Source organism: Lysobacter terrae (genome assembly GCF_054782215.1).
In genome coordinates, this window is sequence record NZ_BAAGSX010000001.1 from 404,644 (window position 1) to 425,620 (window position 20,977).

The following is a 20,977-nucleotide window of genomic DNA, read 5'->3' on the forward strand; positions in this document are numbered from 1 at the left end:
CGGTGGCTTCCTATTGCAGGTCGCGGACCAGACGGAAGCCGACGTCGTCATAGCCGCGATTGGCGAGCAAGGGGCGTTGCGCCGTCGCTGTCCGCCACGAACGGCCGCTGACCATGCGCAGTGCGCAACCGGTGGCGCAGTCCTGCGACCACAGCGCCAGCGCGCGCTTGCCCGCTTGCGCCGGCGTATCGCGCGCTTCGACCACGGTCGGCAGGCGCCAGTGCTGTCCGGTCTGGCGGCTGTACCAGGCGGCGTAGGCCTCCGCGTCCTGCAGCGACACGCAGACCACCGGTTCGGTTTCCACCTGGGTGAAGCCGGGCGTGCGCCAGTCGCGCGGCGCGAGCACCCGCAACAGCGAGGCGCGTTCGCGGCAGAGCGAAGGCATGCGCTTGGTCGCGCCGACGAAACGCGCGTAGTCCGAACGCGTGATCGGCAGCCGGTTCACCGCGACCGCGCCGGTAGTGCTGGCGCGCACCACGCCGCCATCGGGTAGCACAGTGCCGATTCGGGGTAGCTTGTCGACGCGGCTGGTCCATGCCGCTGCGAGCTGCGGCGGCAGTTCGAAATCGGTGGCGAGTTGGATGGCCATGCCTGCATCGTCGCGGTCGTAGCGCTTGGCCGCGGCTTCGAAGCGCGCCTTTACCGCGGCCTCCGTGCGGCTATGCAGCCGTTGGAAGGCCGCGGAGTTCACCGTGCCGGTCTGCTGCGCCAGGGCCGTGGCCATGGCGTGGATTTCGCGCGCACGCGCGTCGTTGCGGTCGCGGATCTGCGCGGAGATCGCGCCGGCGAAGGCGTCGGTGAGCTCTTCGACGACGGTGACCACTTCCTGATTGGTCGCATCCGCGTTCCAGGCTTCCAGCACGCTGGTGTACGCGTTCGCATCGAGCGGCGAGGTCAGCTGGCCTGCGGCGATGCGCTTGCGCGCGGTGTCGATCGCGCGGCGGGCCGGCGTGTCCTCCAGCGGCTTGAGCATCGCGGCGGTGACTTCGTTGTGCGCGGCGACGCTTGCAGCATCGGCGCCGCCACTGGGCAGGTCGCCATCGCCGTGACGACGCGAGAGGTATTCCACGCCGAGCACGCCCACACCCATGATCGCCAGCAGCGCGCAGGTGGCCCAGATCGGCTTGGCGTAGCGCTGCAGTGGCGCCAGGCGGTGCAGGCGGTCGCGCAGCGCGGGCATCAGGCTGCGCTGCGTCACCGATTCGATGCCGGCGCGCATCTGCGCCGCGTCCTCGAAACGCTGCGATGGCTGCTTGGCCAGCGCGCGGTTCATGAAGTGCTGCCAATGGGCCAGGTGCGCCGGCAACTTCGGAATCGGATCCTGCGCGTGCATCACCGCCATGGACAGCGCGTCCTGCGCTTCGAACGGCAGCTTGCCGGTGAGCATCTCCCAGATGAGCACGCCCAGCGCATACAAGTCGGCGCGGCCGTCGACGACTTCGCCGCGGGCCTGCTCGGGTGCCATGTAGGCGGTGCTGCCGACGGCGAGTCCGGTGCCGGTCATGCGCGCGCCGCCCCAGTCCTTGCGCAGGGCGATGCCGAAGTCGGCCAGCAGCGGGCGGTCGGCGTCGTCGAACAGGACGTTCTCGGCCTTCACGTCGCGATGCACGATGTTGCGCGCGTGCGCGTAGCCGAGCACCGACAACAGCATGTTGGCGATCTCGACTGCGCGGCGTTCGCTCTTGGTGTAGTTGCGCTGGCCCAGGTGGCCGCGCGCCATGTACGGCATGGCGTAGTAGGGCAGGCCTTCCAGCGTGCGCCCGACCTCGTGGATGCGCACCACGTTGGGGTGCTCGAGGCGCGCGATGGTGCGCACCTCGTTCTCGAAGCGGCGCCGGCTGGTTTCGTCGGACAGGGCTTGCGGCGACATCACCTTGATCGCGACGTCGCGGCCCAGCGAATGCTGGCGCGCCAGATACACGGTCGACATGCCGCCGTGGTTGATCACCCGTAGCATTCGATAGCCGGCGATTTCCGGCAACGGTGTTCCGTCGTCGTGTCGTGGCTCTTCAGCCATGGTTCCTGCGCCCCCTGTGGCGAGGCAAGCATACCCTGTGGGCAGGTCAGGTTCGCATGATGCGCGCGGCGGCGGGCGGGACGCAGAGTGTGACCGTCATCGCCATTCGCGGCATGCAACCGGGCCGGCGCGACTCCTCCTACGCCGCGAGCCGCGGTTTCTCGCCTTCGGCAGGACGGGCGCGCTTGCGCCGCACGTATAGCTGCTTGCGCACGCGCGCCACCACGTCGCCGCCGGCATCCACGATTTCGGTCTCGAACCACTGCAGATGCTTGGCGCCGTCGGCCGTTGCCGCGCGCAAGTGCGCCAGCATGGCCTCGTCGAGCTGGAAGCTCGCGCGCACGGTGCCACGGCCGGGCTTCACGAATTCGATCGCGCCCGCCTGGTCCCAGACGATGTAGTCGCCGCCCAGCGCGTGCATGGTCAGCAGCATCCAGAACGGATCGGCCATGGCGAACAGATTGCCGCCGAAATGCACGCCGACGTAGTTGCGGTTCCAGGGCCGCGCGCGCAGTTCCACGCTGGCGCTGCGCCAGTCGGCGGCGATGGCGCCGACGTGGATGCCGTTGAACAGGAACGGCGGCCAGAGGTTGAGGATCCGGCGCAAGGTGCCGGGGCCGAAGGTACGTTTCATGCCGCGCTAGCCGTGGGGAGGGCGGGCCGCAGCTTCGCCATACGCTTGCGTATAGTCAAGCCCTGGCGGGCCGGACGGCTAGAACAGCAGCGAGGACATCTTCCGGCGGTAGGTGCCGACCAGGTCTTCGTCCTCGATGATGCGGAAGGCGTCGATCAGCGACTTGCGCGGCAGGCCGTCCTCGTAATTGCGGTCGCGCCGCAGCATCTCCAGGAATTGATCCAGGCCGGCCTGGGTGTCGCCGGCGACGATGCGATGCACCCCCAGCAGGTGGCGCGCGCGCAGATCATCGGGATTGCTCGCGATCGCCGCCTCGAGCACGGCGGTCGGCGGCGCGTTGTCGAGCAGCGCTGCGAAGCCCAGGCGCGCACGCGCGCTCACCGCGCGATCGTCGTGCGCGAGATTGGCGGGCAGGGCGTCCAGCAACTGTTCGGCTTCCCGCGCCGCGCCGGTCTTCAGCAGCGCCAGGGCGAGATCCAGCTTGAGGCTGTCGTCCTCGGGATGTTCCGCCGCGGCGCCGCGCAAGCGGACGACTTCGGCGTGCGGATCTTCGGCAATGGCTTCGTCCATGGATTCGTTGGCCGCGGCGTCGCCGGACGCCGGCGCGATGCCGTGATGTTGGAGAAATTCGCGCAGCTGGCCTTCGGGAAGCGCGCCCGGGAAGCCATCGACGAGCTGGCCGCCCTTGACCAGGAAAACGGTCGGGATCGATCGCACCTGGAAGGCGCCCGCCAGTTGCGGCTCCTTGTCGACATCGACCTTGGCCAGGCGGAAGGCGCCGTTGTAGTCGCCGGCGAGCTTTTCCAGGATCGGTCCGAGCTGCTTGCACGGACCGCACCATTCGGCCCAGAAATCGACCAGTACCGGCACCTCGAGGGACTTCTGCAGGACCTCGGCTTCGAAGTTGGCGGTGGTGGCGTCGAAGACGTGGGACTGAGCGGCGGTATCGAGGGCCATGGGGCGTTCCGGCGGGGCAGGTTATGCGTGTCCAGATGGGGTCGGCCCGCAGCGAAGGCAAGCCTTGCACCGGCGGCACGCTAGCATGTGGCGATGAACCTATCGTCGAACCCGCCGCTGGCGTTTGTGCTGCGGCATTCCGGAGCCATCGCGGCCGCGGCCTGTGTGGTTGCGGTCGTGGTATTCGCCCCCGCGATCGAAGGCTACTCGCACCTGTGGCATCCGCTGGCATTGCTCGGGGCGAAGGGCGCGGCGCATGGGTTGCTGTTCAACCTGCTCGCGTTCGTCGTGCCGGGTGCGCTGGTTGCGGTCAGTGCGCTTCGCTTGCGCAACGCGCTGACCGCGCAGGCGCCTTGGCTGGCGCGCATCGGCACGCAGATGGTGTTGCTGTCGGCGCTGGCGTTCCTAGCGCAGGGCCTGCTGCCCTTGGATGGGGACATCGACAGCGTGGCCAGTGGCCGCCACGCGGCGGCCTGGTTGCTGTGGTGGCTCGCCTTCGCCACCGGGGGCGGGCTGCTGGCGTTGGCCATGCATCGGGTGCAGTCGTGGCAGATGTTCGCGGCCGGATCGATGTTGGCCGCGGCGATGGTGCCGATGTTCGCGTTGTTCGTGTCGCAGGTCCTGATGCCGGGTCTGGCGCAACGGATCGCGATCGCGATCTGGTTCGCCTGGGCGATCGTCGCCGACCGCCGTACGGATCGGCTCAGCCGTAACGCAGTTTGAGCACCAGGATCGTCGCCGACAGTGCCAGGGTGACGATGTTGGAAAGAATCATCGGCCACGACATCAGCACGAAGCCGTAGGCCAGCCAGCCCATGATGCCCACGGTGAACGTGGCGTACATCCACAGCGAGATGCCGCGGGTGTCCTTGGTGCGGATCGTCTTGATCGCCTGCGGTACGAACGAGAATGTCGTCAGCGTCGCCGCGATGTAGCCGATCCATTCGCCGTTCATTGGGTGTGTCGTCCGCGTATGTGTGCGGCGTCAGTGTGAGCCAGTGCCGCCTCGTGGAGAAGGGCTTGCGACTGTTAGCGCGCCGGCGAGGCAGGCGGCGCCGGTGGGCAGTCGTGACACGCCGTGAATCCATCCATGGAGGCTTGTCAGCGGCATCCATGCCGCTGACAGTCACGCCTGCCCACCAGCACCGCCTGCCTCTGACACATCTGGGTTGCGTCGGCAAAAAAAGCAAAGAGGAGGCGAGCGGTCTCTACTACGTCAACCTTGCGGTTGCTTGTAGATGGTGCCGTCCTTCATTACGAAGTCGACGTTGAGCACGGTCTTGATGTCTTCGAGCGGATTGCCGGGCACGGCGACGATGTCCGCGCGCTTGCCCGTTTCGATGACGCCCTGGTCGTCCACGCCCAGCACCTGCGCGGCGTTGATAGTGGCAGCCTGCAATGCGTACGCGGCGGGTATGCCGGCTTCGACCATGTAGACGAACTCGCGCGCGTTGTCGCCGTGCGGGCCGACGCCCATGTCGGTGCCGAAGCCGATCTTCACTCCGTTGCGGTAGGCCTTGCCGGCGGTCTCCTGGATCTGCGCGCCCACGCGCGCGGCCTTGGGTCGGATGATCTCGGGAAAGTAGCCCTCGACCTTGGCCTTGTCGGCGACGAAGCGGCCGGCGTAGATCGTCGGTACGTACCAGGTGCCCTTTTGCTTCATCAGCGTCATGACTTCGTCGGTCATGTAGGTGCCGTGTTCGATCGAGGTGACACCGCCGAGCACCGCGCGCTTCATGCCTTCGGTGCCGTGCGCGTGTGCCGCCACGCGGTAGCCGTAGTCCTTCGCGGTGTCGACGATCGCCTTGATCTCCTCGACGGTGAACTGCGGCGCGTCGGCCGACTTCGCGTACGACAGCACGCCGCCGGTCGCGGTGATCTTGATGACGTCGCTGCCGTCCTTGTAGCGCTGGCGCACGGCCTGGCGCGCGTCGTCGACGGAATTGACCACGCCCTCCGTCGGGCCGGGCGGGCCGATCAGGTGCGAGAGTTCGGCGTTGTAGCCGTTGGTGGGATCGGCATGGCCGCCGGTGGTGCCGATCGCGGTGCCCGCGGCCCAGATGCGCGGCCCTTCCACCAGGCCCTGATTGATGGCGTTGCGCAGGTGCAGCGTCACTTCGCCGCCGAGGTCGCGCACGCTGGTGAAGCCGGCCAGCAGTGTCTTCTTCGCATACACCACGGAGCGGTAGGCGAAATCGGTGTCGTCGAGGCGGAATTCTTCCTCGTAGGCCTTGGGGCTGCTTTCCGACGACAGATGCACGTGCAGGTCGGTCCAGCCCGGCGTGCAGGTGTGGCCGGACAGATCCACCGCCTTCGCCCCTTGCACATCGGCGTGGCCGGCGAGCACTTCGGCGACCTTGCCCTCGCGCACGACTACGGTGCGGTCCTCGAGCAGCTTGCCGCTGCGCGCGTCGAACAGCTTTCCGCAGTGGAGCGCCACCGGTTCCGCGGCGGCGGCATGGCCCGCTGCCAGGGCGGCGATAACGGCGAGTGCAAGACGGCTCATATGGATTTCCCCTGGGGCGAAACGCCCGTTGCTTGGCGGCCGACTGGAGGCCGAAGGGCCCGATTCTAAGCACGCGCGTTCCGACTTCGTCCTTGCCGAAGCTGGCGCCCGAAGGCAGGACCACCGCGTGAAGTGTGACCGTGTTCGCACAGGCCTTCACGGGTAGCTATTAGGTTTCGTGCACCGGCCGCCATGGATTGGTGTTGCAGCGGTTCGGACGCAGGGTCACTGGCTCAGGGGAGCCAGCCCGTCGCATTCCAACCGTTGTCGACGCTTGCAGGGGGCAGGCCATGTACGGAGTCATCTTCGATTTTTTGCGCAGCTACGTGATCGAGCGTCATGGTGGCCGCGCCACCTGGGAAGTCCTGCTCGAAGAGGCAGGCATCGGCTACAAGGTGTACTTCCCGGTCGTGCAGTATCCGGACGAGGAGATCGTCAAGCTCGCCTCGACCGCATCGCGCATGCTGCGGGTGCCGCTGCCGGCGGTGCTGGAGGACTTCGGCCATTTCGCCGGTCCGCAGCTGATCACCTATTACGAGATGTTCGTGCGGCCGGAGTGGCGCACGTTCGAAGTGCTCGAGAACGCCAGCGCCCGCATCCACGACGCGATCCATCGCTACAACCCCAAGCGGCTGCCGCCGCGGCTGGTCGCCCGGCGCCTGGATGCCAATCGGATGGAGCTCACCTACCAGTCGGAGCGCAAGCTGTGCATGGTCGCCAAGGGCATCATGCGCGGACTGAAGGATCATTTCGGCGAAGTGGTCGAAATCCACGAGACCCAGTGCATGCACAACGGTGCGGAGTGTTGCCGCTTCGATCTGGTGCGCCGTGTGCCCGGCGGGCTGCCTCGGCAGGAGAACCGGTCGGTCTTCGCGGATACGCCCGCGCAAGCGCCGTCCGAACCTGCGCTGCCCGAACCGGCGCTGCAGGAGTAGCGGCAGGCAGCGGCCGCGCGGGCCGGGCTCCCGGCCGCACCCTGCAGAACGGCTGTCGGCGGCCCGACGGCCGGCTGCAGCCGAATGGCGGCGAATGGTGCGCTGCGGTAGGCTTTCCGGTCTTTCCCGTACTTTTGCCGACCGTGTCCAGCGAAGCCGTCCAGACCGAATCCACCGCCGATCCCAAAGCCTACGACCCGCAAGCCGTCGAGGCCGCCGCGCAGGGGTTCTGGACCGGCAACAAGGCCTTCGAGGTCGACGAGGCCTCGGCCAAGCCCAAGTACTACTGCCTGTCGATGCTGCCGTACCCTTCGGGCGCGCTGCACATGGGCCACGTGCGCAACTACACCATCGGCGACGTCATCAGCCGCTACAAGCGCATGACCGGCCATAACGTGCTGCAGCCGATGGGCTGGGACGCGTTCGGCCTGCCGGCGGAAAACGCCGCGATCAAGAACAACACCGCGCCGGCGAAGTGGACCTACGCCAACATCGCGCATATGAAGGCGCAGCTGCAGCAGATGGGTTACGCCATCGACTGGTCGCGCGAATTCGCCACCTGCCAGCCGTCGTACTACGTGCATGAGCAGCGCATGTTCGTGCGCCTGATGAAGCAGGGCCTGGCCTACCGCAAGAACTCGGTGGTGAATTGGGACCCGGTCGACCAGACCGTGCTCGCCAACGAGCAGGTGATCGACGGCCGCGGCTGGCGCACCGGCGCGCTGGTGGAGAAGCGCGAGATCCCGCAGTGGTTCCTCAAGATCACCGACTACGCGCAGGAACTGCTCGACGGCCTGGATGCTCTGCCGGGCTGGCCGGATGCGGTCAAGACCATGCAGCGAAACTGGATCGGCCGCAGCGAAGGCTTGGAGATCCGCTTCGACGTGGTCGACGGCAACGGCCATGCGGTCAACATGCCGAATGGAGGCGGCTTGACCGTCTTCACCACGCGTCCGGACACGCTGATGGGCGTGACCTTCGTGTCGATCGCCGCCGAACATCCGCTGGCGCAGCACGCGGCGCAGAGCGACGCCGACCTGGCCGAATTCATCGCCGACCTGCGCCAGGGCGGCGTGTCGGAAGCGGAACTGGAAACCCAGGTGAAGCGTGGCCGCGACACCGGCCTGCGCGCGATCCATCCGCTCAGCGGCGAACAGGTGCCGGTCTACGTCGCCAACTTCGTGCTGATGAACTACGGCACCGGTGCGGTGATGGCCGTGCCGGGCCATGACGAGCGCGACTGGGAATTCGCCAGGTCCTACCAACTGCCGATCAAGATGGTGATCGTGCCGGCCGACGTGCGCGATGCGATCGAAGAGATCACCCGCGACGTCGCGCGTCACGGCGATGCCATGAGCACCGCGCTGGGCGAGGGCGGTGCGCTCGATGCGTACGCCACCGGCGCCGCCGTGCAGGTGGTGCGGGAATTCGAGCGCCAGATCGCCGAAGAGGGTGCGTATACCGACCGCGGCTTCCTGGTGAATTCCGGCGAACTCGACGGGATGGAATACCAGCAGGCCTTCGATGCCCTGGCCGCGCGCTTCGAGCAGGCCGCCCGCGGCCAGCGCCGCGTGAACTACCGCCTGCGCGACTGGGGCGTGAGCCGCCAGCGCTACTGGGGCTGCCCGATCCCGGTGATCCTGTGCGGCAAGTGCGGCGACGTGCCGGTGCCGGAAGAACAATTGCCGGTGGTGCTGCCGGAAGACGTGGCCTTCAGCGGCGTCGCCTCGCCGATCAAGGCCGATCCGCAATGGCGCAAGACCACCTGCCCGCAATGCGGCGGCGCGGCCGAGCGCGAGACCGACACCTTCGACACCTTCATGGAGTCGAGCTGGTACTACGCGCGCTACACCTCACCGGGCGCCGCGCAGCAGGTCGACGCGCGCGCCAAGTATTGGACGCCGGTCGATCAGTACATCGGCGGCATCGAGCACGCGATCCTGCACCTGCTGTACTTCCGCTTCTATCACAAGCTGCTGCGCGACCAGGGCCTGGTAGATTCGGACGAACCTGCGATCAACCTGCTGTGCCAGGGCATGGTGATCGCCGAGACCTACTACCGCGACAACGCCGACGGCTCGAAGGACTGGATCAACCCGGCCGACGTCGAAGTCGAACGCGACGCGCGCGGCCACATCGTCGGCGCGAAGTTGAAGGCCGACGGCAAGCCGGTGCACATCGGCGGCACCGAGAAGATGTCGAAGTCGAAGAACAACGGCGTCGACCCGCAGCTGATGGTGGGCAAGTTCGGCGCCGACACCGTGCGTCTGTTCTCGATGTTCGCCGCGCCGCCGGAGCAGTCGCTGGAATGGAACGAAGCCGGCGTGGAAGGCATGGCGCGCTTCCTGCGCCGCTTCTGGCGCGAAGTGCTCACGCATGTGGCGCAGCCGGATCATCCGGAAGTGGATGCTTCGCAGCTCGACGCCGCGCAGAAGACCCTGCGCCGTCAGCTGCACGAGACGATCCAGAAGGTCGGCGACGACTACGGCCGCCGCCACAGCTTCAACACCGCGATCGCCGCGCTGATGGAGCTGCTCAATCATGTGTCGAAGTTCGACGACATGAGCGACCAGGGCCGTGCCGTGCGCCACGAAGCGCTGCAGGCGATGGTGCTGCTGCTCAATCCGGTCACGCCGCACGTCTGCCACGCGTTGTGGCAGGCGCTGGGCCATCCGGAAGCGCTGCTGGAGGACGTGCCGTTCCCGGTCGCCGATCCGGCCGCGCTGGTGCGCGACAGCATCACCCTGGCGGTGCAGGTCAACGGCAAGCTGCGCGGCACCATTGAGGTGCCGGTGAGCGTGTCGAAGGAAGATGCCGAGCGCATGGCCCTGGCCGAACCGAGCGTCGCTGCATTCGTGGGCACGCAGACGGTGAAGAAGGTCATCGTCGTGCCGGGGAAGATCGTCAATATCGTGGTGGGCTGAACACGGCCCCTCACTGGGCTGATACGTCCCCTCACCCTGCGTCGCTACGCGACGCTGTCCCTCTCCCCGCAAGCGGGGCGAGGGGGTTATATCTCCTTCTCCCCGCGCAGCGGGAGAAGGTGCCCGCAGGGCGGATGAGGGGCGAACGAAGCGGCGCCCCTTGCGCGTCGTTACACCTGCAGCGCGCAATACCACCTGATCCAGGGGAGCGCAGCCGCACCCGCCCGGGTCTATGATCCGCCGGCGGCGTTCGCCGTCGCCGCGAGGGGCGGCGCTACCATCCAGCCAAGGGGAGTGGGCAAGTGAGAACGATCATTGCAGCCGTTGTAGGCGGCTTGTTGTTGTTCCTGTGGGGCGCTGTGGCGCACATGGCGCTGCCATTCTCCGAGAAGGCGCTGAAGCCGGTGCCGAACGAAGCCGCCGTGATCGAAGCGCTGCGCGGAAACATCACCGAGAACGGCGTGTATGTCGCCCCGCACCTCAATTACATGCAGGCCAGCGAAGCCGATCAGAAGGTCTATGCCGACAAGGTCGCCAACGGTCCCAGCGCACTGATGGTGGTGCGCACCGGCGGTGTCAGCATGGACATGAAGCGGGAATTGTCGATCGAGTTCCTCAGCAACTTCCTCGCCGCGCTGGTGGCGGCGCTGGCCGTGGGCGGCCTTGCGCTGCGCAGCTACAGCGCACGCGCGGGCACGCTGTTCGCCTTCGGTGTCGTGGCCTGGCTGTCGATCTCGGTGTCGCAATGGACCTGGTACGGCTTCAGCACCGATTTCCTGATCAGCGACCTGGTCGACCAGTGGGGCGGGTGGTTGCTCGCCGGCCTGGGCATGGCGGCGATTCTCAAGCCGCGCCGCTGACACCCTCGCCGTGACACGACCGTGAACGATGCGGCCGCCGGACCCTAGCGCAGGCCGGCCGCATCGCTCCGGCTTGCCGCCTGCGCCGGCCTCGTCCAGACTTCGCGCATGATTCGTCGCAGCCTGCCCATCGTCCTCGCACTGGCCCTCGCGGCCTGCGGCTTCCACCTCCGCAACCCGCTGGTCCTGCCGAGCGACCTGGGGCCGGTACGCGTCCATACGGTCGATCGCTACAGTCCGCTCGCCGATTCGCTGGCGCTGTCGATCCGGCGGGCCGGTGCGCAGATGGCGCAGGAAGGCGACGCGGAAGCCACCGTGCTCGACATCCTGTCCGAACGCTGGGGCGACACGCCGCTGAGCGTCGACCAATTGGGCCGCGCGCAGGAGTACAGCCTGCGCTATGCGGTGGTTTTCGAAGTCCGCAAGGCCGACGGCAGCAAGCCGGTGCCGCGCCAGGCGGTCGAACTCTCGCGCGACTACATCTCCAATCCGGTCAATGCGATCGGTACCGAGAGCGAGCGCGAGTTGCTGGTCATTGAAATGCGCCGGGAAATGTCCGCCTCGATCCTGCGCCGTCTCGATGCGGTCGCACGCGCGGGGACCGTGACCGGCGCGCCGAAGTCGCGCCTGGACGAACCGGTCGCCGAAGACGCCGCCCGCGCCGCGCTGGAAGCCGCCGACGCCAACCCGCCGCCGGAACCTGAGGCGCGCCCCGAGCCCCAGCCCGAGCCGCCGCCGGTCAATCCGCCGCAACCGCGCTGACCGCCGGCCCCATGGAACTCAAACCGGAACAGCTGGCCGCGCAGGTGCAAGCCGGCCCGCTGCGTCCCGCCTATCTCATCGCCGGTGCGGAACCGCTGCGCGTGCTGGAAGCCGCCGACGCCGTGCGCGTGGCCGCACGCGCGCAAGGCTTTAGCGAGCGGGAAATCTTCGAAGCCGAAGGCAACCAGCGCGAGCCCGATTGGGCGGCGATGGAATCCAGCATGCGTGCGCCCAGCCTGTTCTCGAGCCAGCGCCTGTTCGAAGTGCGCCTGCCCACCGGCAAGCCCGGCACGGAAGGCGCGCGCGTGATCAGCGAGTTCTGCGCCAATCCTCCCGGCGACATTGCCCTGCTCGTCACCGCTGGCGAGTGGAGCAAGCAGCACGGCGGCAAGTGGAGCGAGGCGATCGCGCGCGTCGGTCAGATTGCCGTCGCCTGGCCGGTGAAGCCGCACGAACTGCCGGGCTGGATCGAAAGTCGCCTGCGCTCGCGCGGCCTGAAAGCCGATCGCGACGCCGTGCAAGTGCTGGCCGATCGCGTCGAAGGCAATCTGCTGGCCGCGGCGCAGGAAATCGAAAAGCTCAAGCTGCTGTCGGACGGAGAGATCCTCGATTCCGCGCGCATGCACGACCTGGTGGCCGACGCGGCGCGCTTCGACGTGTTCCGCCTGGTCGACGCCGCGATGAACGGGCAGGGCGCGCAAGTCGTGCGCATGATCCGCGGCCTGCGTGGCGAGGGCGAAGCCGTGCCGGCGCTGCTGGGCATGGTCATCAAGGAACTGCAGACCACCGCCGCATTGGCGCGCGCGGGCAATCTGGCCAATGCGTTCAAGGCGCAGCGCATCTGGGAATCCAAGCAGCCGATGTATCGGCGCGCCCTGCAACGGCACGAAGCCGCGCGCTGGGACGGTTTCCTCGCCCAGGCCGGTCGTGTCGACAGCATCGCCAAGGGCCGTCCGCGCCGCGGGCAGGAACCGGACGATGCCTGGCTGGCGCTGGAGCGCTTGCTGCTCGCCGTCGCCGAACCGCGCGCCGCGCGGCTGCTGACGGTGCGCGGCTGAGTCGCCTCCACGCCGCCGCATGCGCGCGATGATCTGCTACGGCGGGACTTTCGATCCGGTGCACAACGGCCACCTGGCGGTGGCGCGCGCAGCGCGCGATGCGATGGACTCGACGGTGTTCCTGCTGCCGGCGGCCGATCCGCCGCACAAGGGGCCCACGCATGCGGACGCATTGCAGCGCGCACGCATGCTCGACCTGGCGACCGCGGGCGAAGCGGGACTGAAGGTCGACCGCCGTGAACTGCAGCGCGAAGGCCCGTCCTACACCGTCGATACGCTGATGGAATTGCGCGCGCAGTTCGGCGGCGCGTTGCCGATCGCCTGGCTGGTCGGCGGCGATTCGCTCAACCAGTTGCACACCTGGCATCGCTGGCGCGAGCTGTTCGCGCATGCGCACATCCTGGCGGTACAGCGGCCGGGCGCGCACATCGATCCGGAATCGCTGGCCCGCACCGCGCCGGAGGTGGCCGCCGAAGTATCGTCGCGCTGGCGCACGCTGGCCGAACTGGCGGAGGCGCCGGCCGGCGGCCTGGCGGTGCTGCCCTTGCAAGAATTACGCCCGGAGTCCTCCACCGAGCTGCGCCGCCGCATCGCGGCGGGCGATCCGGGCTGGCGGGACTGGCTGCCGCCGTCCGTCGCCGGTTTCATCGATCGTCACCGTTTGTACTCGACAGCCGAGCCAAACTCGGGTTCCCTATAATTCACCGGCAATCCCACAGAGCCACGCACCCTTGACCAGCCAAGCCCAAGTCATCAAGACCCGTCTTCCGAATCCCCCGCCGCCGACCGAAGTCCTGCTCAAGACGGTCCACGCCGCGGTAGAAGAACTCAAAGCACGGGATGTGGCCGAGATCGACGTCCGGGGCAAGAGCAGCGTCACCGACTACATGGTGATCGCCTCCGGCACGTCCACCCGCCACGTGAAGTCGATCGCCGACGAAGTCGTCAAGTTCGCCAAGAACCTCGACGTCCAGCCGCTGGGCGTAGAAGGCGAGCGTGAAGCCGAATGGGTGCTCGTCGACCTCGGCGACGTGGTCGTGCACATCATGCTGCCGCGCATCCGCGAGTTCTATGCGCTAGAGCGGCTGTGGACGGTAGGCGACCAGCCGCCCTCGCGCCTGGAACAGGACGACTACGAAGGCGAGACCGGTACCGACAGTCGTTACTGACCTTCGATCCGCACGGAATCGCTCGTGAGCGGCGCGTGAAAACGCGCCGCTTTTTGTTGGCGTCGCCGGATTCGTTCGTGCCGGGCGATGCGCGCGCGTCGCATCCGCGCAATCTCCTCGCAACATCGGCCCCCCAGGCTGTCGGCTTTCCACCGGATGGAGTTCCCCCGATGCGTCAGTCCACCCTGATGTTGTGCTGTGCGGCGTTGACCGCTATTGCGGCCGCACCGAGCTTTGCCGAAAGCCCGAAGCAGTGGTACGAAGACGGCGCACGCGCCGCGCATAACGGCGCCACGCTGCGTCCCAACAATCGCCCCGCCAAGAACGTGATTCTGTTCGTCGGCGACGGCATGGGCCTGTCCACCGTAGCGGCCGCCCGCATCCTCGAAGGCCAGCTCAACGGCCATCCCGGCGAAGAGAATTCGCTGAGCTTCGAGCGCTTCCCCTACGTCAGCCTGTCCAAGACCTATTCGGTCGACGGACAGACGCCGGATTCCGCGCCGACCATGACGGCGATGATGACCGGCATCAAGACCAAGCAGGGCGTGATCGGCGTCACCCAGGCCGTCCGCTACAACGACTGCGCGTCCGCGCGTGGGCAGGGCGTGGCGACGCTGCTGGAAATGTCCGAAGCGATGGGCCTGGCGACCGGTGTCGTCAGCACCGCGCGCCTGACCCATGCGACGCCTGCGGCGACCTATTCGCACACGCCCAACCGCGATTGGGAAAGCGATGCCGAACTCAGCGCCGAAGCCAAGGCCAACGGCTGCAAGGACATCGCGCGCCAGTTGGTCGAATTCCCCTTCGGCGACGGCATCGAAGTCGCGCTGGGCGGCGGCCGCAGCTACTTCCTGCCCAACACCTTCAACGATCCGGAAGACGCCGGCGCCAAGGGCCGCCGCAAGGACGGCCGCAATCTCGCCACCGAATGGGCTGGCAAGCCGCAGTCGGCCTACGTGTGGAACAAGGCGCAGTTCGACGCGATCGATCCGCGCAGCACGCGTCATCTGCTCGGCCTGTTCGAACGCTCGCACATGGAATACGAGTACGACCGCCCGGTCGATACTGGCAAAGAGCCCAGCCTGGCGGAGATGACCGCCAAGGCGATCGATCTGCTCAATGCCAGCGGTAAGAAGGGCTATTTCCTGATGGTCGAGGGCGGCCGCATCGATCACGCGCACCACGCCGGCAACGCCTTCCGCGCGCTCACCGACGCGGTGGAGCTGTCCGACGCCGTGCGCGTCGCGCAGAGCAAGGCCTCCGCCGACGACACGCTGATCGTCGTCACCGCCGACCATAGCCACACCTTCACCGTCGCCGGCTATCCCGATCGCGGCAACGACATCCTCGGCAAGGTACGCACCAACGGCCAGCTCGCGCTCGACGCCAACGGCAAGCCCTACACCACGCTGGGCTATGCCAACGGTCCCGGCTATCGCGTGCCCGGTCCGCGTCCCGACCTGACCTTGACCGACACCACCGCTCCGGCGTTCCTGCAGGAAGCGGCCGTGCCGCTGGAATCGGAAACGCACGCCGCCGAGGACGTCGCGGTTTACGCACGCGGTCCCGGTGCGCACGCGTTCCAGGGCGTGGTCGAGCAGAACACGATCTTCCACGTGATGGCGCAGTCCGAGCAGGGCGTGAACGTGTTCCTGTGTCACCTGTACGGCAATTGCGGCCGCACGGTGAAGGTCGTACCGCCGCTGATGGTGAGCGATCTGCTTGCCGGCATGGCGAAAGGCAAGTGATGCGTCGCACGCGCTTGCTGCGGGCGTTCCTGCTTTCGACATGTCTGCTGGGGGCCGGCCAGGTTTGGGCCGGCCCCGCGGCACAGGCATCCTCGGATAGCACCGGAGCGGACAGCGCGACCGCATGGGTCGCCGAATACCGCGTGCACGATGGTCAGGGCGACCGCACGCTGGTGCTGGCACGCAGCGACGATCGCGTGGAGTACCGGATCGCCGGTGAGCCGGTTCGCGTGTGGATGCGCGGCGCGGATGGGCTCACGCATCAGGAAGTCTTCGTCGCCGAAGGCCAGGTGGTGAGCTATACGCCCGGCGATCTGCGCGCGCTCGGGCGCGATCCCGGTTGGGTTGCGCTGAACCATGTCGTCGACCCGTCTGTGCGCGAGCATTTGCAGGCGCAGGGCAGCACACGGTCGCGCAGCGCGAACGGAGCGGAGGTGCAGCGCTATCGCGGCCAGGTTCGCGGCGTGCCGGTGGAACTGGGTTGGCTGGAGCAAGCCGCGCTGCCCGCGTCGTATCGCAGCGGCCAGGGCAGGGCCGCCTACACGCTCGAGCTGCGTGCACTGAAGACGGAGCCGGTAGCGCAAGCCTTTACCCGCACCGACGGCATGCGCGAAATCGACTACGCCGACATCGGTGACATGGAGCTGGATCCGTTCGCGCGCCGCTACATCCGCGAAGGCGCGGGCAGCGCGCAACCATAGCGGCGGGACATCATGGCAGCGGCGCGTCCGCTACCATGCCGCCATGAAAGCCAAGCTCATCGCCGTCGGCGAACGCGCGCCGCGCTGGGTCGCGGAAGGATTCGGCGAATACCAAAAGCGCTTGTCGCACTGGTTGCCGTTGGACCTGATCGAGATCGAACCGGGCCTGCGCGGCAAGGGCCGCGACGCCGCGCGCGCGACGCAGGACGAAGGCGCACGCGTGCTGGCGGCGCTGCCGAAGCAGGCGACGGTGGTCGCGCTCGACGGACGCGGAAAGCCGTGGTCGTCGGAACAACTGGCGCAACGCCTGGAGCACTGGCGTGCGCAGGGGCGCGATCTGGCTTTGCTGATCGGCGGCCCCGAAGGCCATTCGCCCGATGTCGTCGCGCGCGCGGACGAGCAGTGGTCGCTGGGCCCGCTCACGCTGCCGCACATGCTGGTGCGGCTGGTGGCCGCCGAACAGCTCTATCGCGCGGCGGCGCTGCTGGCGAATCATCCTTATCACCGGGCCTAGTTCGCCGCCGGTAGCGGGGCACGCAAATACGAAGAAGGCCCGGTTGCCCGGGCCTTCTTTCTTCGGGAGTCACTGGTTGAGGTTGAACACGACCGGGATCAGGCCGATCGCCTGCACCGCGCGACCGTTCTCCGTCGCCGGCTTGAAGCGCCACTTCGCCAGCACCTGCTTGCGCGCCGCGGCATCGAGCACGCGATGGCCGCTGCTGTGCTCGATCTGCACGTCGAGCGGCTTGCCGTCCACATCGACCAGTACCCGCAGCGTCACCGTCCCGGTCAGCGCCTCACGGATGGCTTCGACCGGATAGCGCGGCGCCGGCGCTTCCAGATATTCCAGATGCGCGCCTGCTAGGGGCTGTGTGATGGAATCGCCGAGACCGGGTTCGAGCTTTGCGATCGGTTCGGGATCGGCGGGGATGTCGCCGGCCTGCGAGTCTTCGAACACCGGATGCTGCGGTGTTTCGATCTGCTGCGGCAGTGTGGGAGTCACGGACGCATGGCGCGGTGGTGTGATTACAACGTGCTCAGTTGGAACGGGCGGAGGCGGCGGATCGACCTTCTTCGGGTAGGTCGGGAAAACAATGGTTTCCTTGTCCAACACCGGCGGGACATACATGTTCAAGGGCGCCAGCAACAAGAGCAGTGCCGCACCGTTGATGGCGATCGCACCGGCTTCGGCCGAGATGCGGGTGAAGTCCAGCTTGCCGAAGCGAAAGCGCGGCGTGTGCAGAGCGTGGGTTCGAACCATGGGCCACCTCCAGAGGTTGTCGGTATGGATGACAACGCGGCGATGTGGCGAATGGGGTTGGAGAAGATTCGGCGCGCTTCTTCTTCTCCCCGCTTGCGGGGAGAAGATGCCCGAAGGGCAGATGAGGGGTAGCGAGCGTAGCGAGCTGCTGTTGCGTCTGCTCTTGCAGCACAGAGTCGGAAGCAAAAGCAGCTCGCTGCGCTCGCTCCCCCTCATCCGGCGCTTCGCGCCACCTTCTCCCCGCAGGCGGGGAGAAGGGAGGGCTATTTGTTTTTCCGCGCGCGGGGAGAAGGAAAAGCAAAAGGCCCGCGTTTGCGGGCCTCTTGTTTCACTGCGACGGGAGGGCTCAGCGCCCGAGTTCGAACACCACGTCCAGATTCACGCTCAGCGTGTTCTCGCCCGGAGACACCGAGGTGTCAGCCGCTTCCGCCTTCATCGCCATCATGCCGCGTGCCATCGGGATCGGCGGGCTGAAGCTGCCGCCCTCGCTGATGCTGACGATGCGGCGCACCTTCATGCCCAGGGTCTTGGCATACATCGCGGCGCGCGTCTGCGCGCTGGCGACGGCCTTCTGGCGGGCTTCGTCCAGCGCCTCGTCCTTCTTGTCGACATCGAAGCTGGGGCCGTTGATCTGGTTGGCGCCCACCGCGGCGAGCGAATCCAGGATCTTGCCGAGCTTGGGAATGTCGCGAACGACGATGCTCACCGTGTTGTTGGCCTCGTAGCCGGTGATCGCGGGCGGCTGGTTGTCGCGGTACTGGTACGTCGGGTTGAGGTTGATGCCGCTGGTCTGCACGTCCTTGTCGGCGATGCCGGCGGCCTTGATCGCGGCGACGACCTTGGCCATCTGTTCGGCGTTGGCGCGCATCGCGGCATTGGCATCGGTGGCGCGGGTCACCACGCCGGTGGACATCCGCGCGATGTCGGGCACGCGCTTGGCTTCGCCTTGCGCGGAAACGTTCAGCAGCGTGCCGTCGGTGGCGACGAAGGGCGTGGTCTGGGCGTTCGAGGACATCGGCGTGAAGGCTCCGAAGGTGAGGAGGGCAGCCAGGGCAAGCGGTTGCAGGGCAAGGCGGGACAGCGACGGCATGGGGTCTGACTCCGTGTTGGACTAGGGGAAGCGCCGGCTTGCGGACATTGGGCGCGGCTACGGTAAACGATTCGTGAGTCCGGTCAGGGTTACGTGACCATGGGCGGGGTGGCGTCCAGTCAGCCCGGGTTATTCTTCGGCCTCGCGAATTCAGCCCCGCGCCCGCCCTCACCGAGCCTGTCGGGCGCTCATGGCCCCAAGGACCCGATGCTCTATCTCGCCTCCCAATCCCCGCGCCGGCGTGAACTGCTGGGCCGCCTCGGCCTGCCGTTCGGCATCATCGATCTCGACGTTCCGGAGCAGCGGGCGCCGGGCGAGCCGGCCGAAGCCTACGTGCGCCGCGTCGCCCGCGAAAAGGCCGGCGCCGGCCTGCTCAAGGTGATGGCGAATCCGGCCGCCGTGGTGCTGGGCAGCGACACCGAAGTGGTGCTGGACGACGAGGTCTTCGGCAAGCCCCGGGACGCCGAGGATGCCGCCGGCATGTTGCGCCGCCTGTCGGGCCGCACGCATCAGGTGATCTCGGCCGTGTCGCTGGTCTCTCCATCGCGCGAGCTGCAGACCGTGTCCATTTCCGAAGTCGCCTTCGCTGCGCTGAGCGAAGCGCAGATTGCCGCGTATATCGGCGGCGATCAGTGGCAGGGCAAGGCGGGTGCGTACGCGATCCAGGGCTTCGCCGAAACCTTCATCACCGGCCTGAGCGGCAGCTATTCCGGCGTGATGGGACTGCCGGTGCACGAGACCGCGCAGCTCCTGCGCCAGTTCGGCTATGAACCCGTGCCGGCGGAATCCAGGCCTGCTGAGTTCAACGCCGCACCGTCGCGATCGCCGGTGGCTGCACCATGACCGAAGAAATCCTGGTCAACGTCACCCCGCGCGAAACCCGCGTCGCCGTGGTCGAAAACGGCATGCTGCAGGAGTTGCACATCGAGCGCGGCTGGCGCCGCGGTGTCGTCGGCAACATCTACAAGGGCCGCGTGCAGCGGGTCATGCCGGGCATGCAGGCGGCGTTCGTCGAGATCGGCCTGGAGCGCGCAGCCTTCCTGCACGCCGCCGACATCGTCAAGCCGGCGCAGGTCGTGACCGAAGGCGAGGGCGAAGCCGATGCCGCACCCCTGCCGCCCGCGCCGACGCGCCCGATCGCCGAGCTGCTGCGCGAAGGCCAGGACATCATCGTGCAGGTGGTGAAGGACCCGATCGGCAGCAAGGGCGCGCGCCTGACCACGCAGCTGAGCATTCCTTCGCGCTATCTCGTGCTGCTGCCGCGCAACCGCGTCGTCGGCGTGTCCGCGCGCATCGAGGACGAGGCCGAGCGCGCCCGCCTGAAGACGCATGTCAGCACCTTGTCGCCGACCGGCGCACACCACGGCTACATCGTCCGCACCAATGCCGAGGGCCAGCCGGAAGAGGCGCTGGCCGAAGACATCGCCTACCTCAACCGTGCCTGGCAGCTGATCGAGGAGAAATCCGCCAACTCGAAGGTCGGCGAGCGTGTGTACGAGGACCTCAGCCTGCCGCTGCGCGCGGTGCGCGATCTGATGCGCAAGGACGTGGAGAAGGTGAAGGTGGATTCGCGCGAGACCAGCGAACGGCTGAAGGCCTTCGCCGCGCAATACATGCCGGGCCTGGCCGAGAAGATCGAGCATTACACCGGCGCGCGGCCGATCTTCGACCTGTACGGGGTCGAAGACGAGATCCAGCGCGCGCTGGACAAGGAAGTGCCGCTCAAGTCCGGCGGCTACCTGGTCATCGACCAGACCGAGGCGATGACGACGATCGACGTGAACACCGGTTCATTCCTGGGCCAGCGCAACCTCGAGGAAACCGTCTATCGGACGAACCTGGAGGCCGCGCAGTCGGTGGCCCGTCAGCTGCGCCTGCGTAACCTGGGCGGCATCATCATCATCGACTTCATCGACATGATCGACGCTGAGCACCGCCGCCAGGTGCTGCGGCAGCTGGAAAAGTCGCTGACGCGCGACCACGCCAAGACCACGGTGTACGAATTCTCGCCGTTGGGCCTGGTGGAGATGACGCGCAAGCGCACCACCGAGAGCCTGGAGCGCCAGCTGAGCGAACCCTGCCACGAGTGCGGCGGCCGCGGCACGCTGAAAACGCCGGAGACCGTGACCTACGAAATCTTCCGCGAGATCGTCCGCCAGGTGCGCCAGTTCGACGCCGCGCGCCTGCTGGTGATTGCCTCGCCCAAAGTGGTAACGCGCATCACCGACGAGGAATCCGCGTCCGTTGCGGAGCTGGAGGAATTCCTGGGCAAGTCGATCCGCTTCCAGGCGGATGAGCAGTACGCGCAGGAGCAGTTCGATGTCGTGTTGTTGTGAAGTAGCTTGTTGCGAAGTG

20 protein-coding genes are annotated in these 20,977 nt (G+C 67.4%); 13 read left to right on the top strand and 7 right to left on the bottom strand.

From position 1 onward, the window contains the following. Positions 1–10: 10 nt before the first annotated feature. The 3 genes from ACYVJ8_RS02010 to trxA all read right to left on the bottom strand — a co-directional run bounded on the left by ACYVJ8_RS02010 (position 11) and on the right by trxA (position 3,608). Positions 11–2,017, bottom strand: a complete 2,007-nt coding sequence (locus ACYVJ8_RS02010; RefSeq protein ID WP_460709222.1) for a serine/threonine-protein kinase — start codon at positions 2,015–2,017, stop codon at positions 11–13. A 139-nt stretch (positions 2,018–2,156) separates the two neighbouring features. Further along, positions 2,157–2,651 (bottom strand): DUF4442 domain-containing protein, encoded by a 495-nt coding sequence (locus ACYVJ8_RS02015; RefSeq protein ID WP_460709223.1) that lies wholly within the window; start codon positions 2,649–2,651, stop codon positions 2,157–2,159. 78 nt (positions 2,652–2,729) lie between these two features. Beyond that, positions 2,730–3,608 (bottom strand): thioredoxin, encoded by an 879-nt coding sequence (trxA, locus tag ACYVJ8_RS02020; RefSeq protein ID WP_460709224.1) that lies wholly within the window; start codon positions 3,606–3,608, stop codon positions 2,730–2,732. 93 nt (positions 3,609–3,701) lie between these two features. On the opposite strand from trxA, the gene ACYVJ8_RS02025 reads away from it, so the two are divergent. Further along, positions 3,702–4,331, top strand: a complete 630-nt coding sequence (locus tag ACYVJ8_RS02025) for a DUF998 domain-containing protein (protein ID WP_460709225.1) — start codon at positions 3,702–3,704, stop codon at positions 4,329–4,331. Here the strand turns inward: ACYVJ8_RS02025 and ACYVJ8_RS02030 are convergent. Continuing rightward, entirely contained in the window at positions 4,312–4,563 is a 252-nt protein-coding gene (locus tag ACYVJ8_RS02030; RefSeq protein ID WP_460709226.1) for a SemiSWEET transporter, read from the bottom strand. The two genes, ACYVJ8_RS02025 and ACYVJ8_RS02030, sit on opposite strands and share 20 nt — an antisense overlap. 261 nt (positions 4,564–4,824) lie before the next feature. Continuing rightward, positions 4,825–6,114, bottom strand: coding sequence for a metal-dependent hydrolase family protein (locus tag ACYVJ8_RS02035; RefSeq protein ID WP_460709227.1), 1,290 nt, complete (start codon positions 6,112–6,114; stop codon positions 4,825–4,827). A gap of 290 nt (positions 6,115–6,404) precedes the next feature. On the opposite strand from ACYVJ8_RS02035, the gene ACYVJ8_RS02040 reads away from it, so the two are divergent. From ACYVJ8_RS02040 to rlmH, 10 genes are all read left to right on the top strand, one after another. Next, on the top strand, positions 6,405–7,049 hold the full coding sequence (locus ACYVJ8_RS02040; protein WP_460709228.1) for a heme NO-binding domain-containing protein: 645 nt from the start codon (positions 6,405–6,407) through the stop codon (positions 7,047–7,049). A gap of 143 nt (positions 7,050–7,192) precedes the next feature. Continuing rightward, positions 7,193–9,973: a leucine--tRNA ligase gene (leuS, locus tag ACYVJ8_RS02045; RefSeq protein WP_460709229.1), complete on the top strand. Its 2,781-nt coding sequence runs from the start codon at positions 7,193–7,195 to the stop codon at positions 9,971–9,973. 302 nt (positions 9,974–10,275) lie between these two features. Beyond that, positions 10,276–10,833 carry a hypothetical protein gene (locus tag ACYVJ8_RS02050; protein WP_460709230.1) on the top strand — a complete coding sequence of 186 codons (558 nt, stop codon included), beginning with the start codon at positions 10,276–10,278 and terminating at the stop codon, positions 10,831–10,833. A 108-nt stretch (positions 10,834–10,941) separates the two neighbouring features. Beyond that, a complete protein-coding gene (locus ACYVJ8_RS02055) occupies positions 10,942–11,595 on the top strand; it encodes an LPS-assembly lipoprotein LptE (RefSeq protein ID WP_460709231.1) in 654 nt (217 codons plus the stop codon). 11 nt (positions 11,596–11,606) lie between these two features. Further along, positions 11,607–12,653: a DNA polymerase III subunit delta gene (holA, locus tag ACYVJ8_RS02060; RefSeq protein WP_460709232.1), complete on the top strand. Its 1,047-nt coding sequence runs from the start codon at positions 11,607–11,609 to the stop codon at positions 12,651–12,653. Between the two features lie 19 nt (positions 12,654–12,672). Next, positions 12,673–13,353, top strand: a complete 681-nt coding sequence (gene nadD / locus ACYVJ8_RS02065; RefSeq protein WP_460709233.1) for a nicotinate-nucleotide adenylyltransferase — start codon at positions 12,673–12,675, stop codon at positions 13,351–13,353. 31 nt (positions 13,354–13,384) lie between these two features. Beyond that, positions 13,385–13,822 carry a ribosome silencing factor gene (rsfS, locus tag ACYVJ8_RS02070; protein WP_460709234.1) on the top strand — a complete coding sequence of 146 codons (438 nt, stop codon included), beginning with the start codon at positions 13,385–13,387 and terminating at the stop codon, positions 13,820–13,822. A 170-nt stretch (positions 13,823–13,992) separates the two neighbouring features. Beyond that, entirely contained in the window at positions 13,993–15,570 is a 1,578-nt protein-coding gene (locus ACYVJ8_RS02075) for an alkaline phosphatase (protein ID WP_460709235.1), read from the top strand. Beyond that, a complete protein-coding gene (locus tag ACYVJ8_RS02080) occupies positions 15,570–16,271 on the top strand; it encodes a hypothetical protein (RefSeq protein ID WP_460709236.1) in 702 nt (233 codons plus the stop codon). The genes ACYVJ8_RS02075 and ACYVJ8_RS02080 overlap by 1 nt, the downstream gene beginning before the upstream one ends. Before the next feature lie 43 nt (positions 16,272–16,314). Then, on the top strand, positions 16,315–16,785 hold the full coding sequence (gene rlmH / locus ACYVJ8_RS02085; protein ID WP_460709237.1) for a 23S rRNA (pseudouridine(1915)-N(3))-methyltransferase RlmH: 471 nt from the start codon (positions 16,315–16,317) through the stop codon (positions 16,783–16,785). Positions 16,786–16,854: 69 nt separating this feature from the next. Here the strand turns inward: rlmH and ACYVJ8_RS02090 are convergent, their stop codons facing one another. Both ACYVJ8_RS02090 and ACYVJ8_RS02095 read right to left on the bottom strand, forming a co-directional pair. After that, positions 16,855–17,532 (bottom strand): energy transducer TonB, encoded by a 678-nt coding sequence (locus ACYVJ8_RS02090; RefSeq protein ID WP_460709238.1) that lies wholly within the window; start codon positions 17,530–17,532, stop codon positions 16,855–16,857. 346 nt (positions 17,533–17,878) lie between these two features. Continuing rightward, positions 17,879–18,622 (bottom strand): SIMPL domain-containing protein, encoded by a 744-nt coding sequence (locus ACYVJ8_RS02095; protein WP_460709239.1) that lies wholly within the window; start codon positions 18,620–18,622, stop codon positions 17,879–17,881. 207 nt (positions 18,623–18,829) lie between these two features. Between ACYVJ8_RS02095 and ACYVJ8_RS02100 the strand changes: the two genes are divergently transcribed. Continuing rightward, a complete protein-coding gene (locus tag ACYVJ8_RS02100) occupies positions 18,830–19,465 on the top strand; it encodes a Maf family protein (protein ID WP_460709240.1) in 636 nt (211 codons plus the stop codon). Further along, entirely contained in the window at positions 19,462–20,958 is a 1,497-nt protein-coding gene (gene rng, locus ACYVJ8_RS02105; RefSeq protein ID WP_460709241.1) for a ribonuclease G, read from the top strand. Before ACYVJ8_RS02100 ends, rng begins: the two co-directional genes overlap by 4 nt. Positions 20,959–20,977 lie beyond the last annotated feature (19 nt).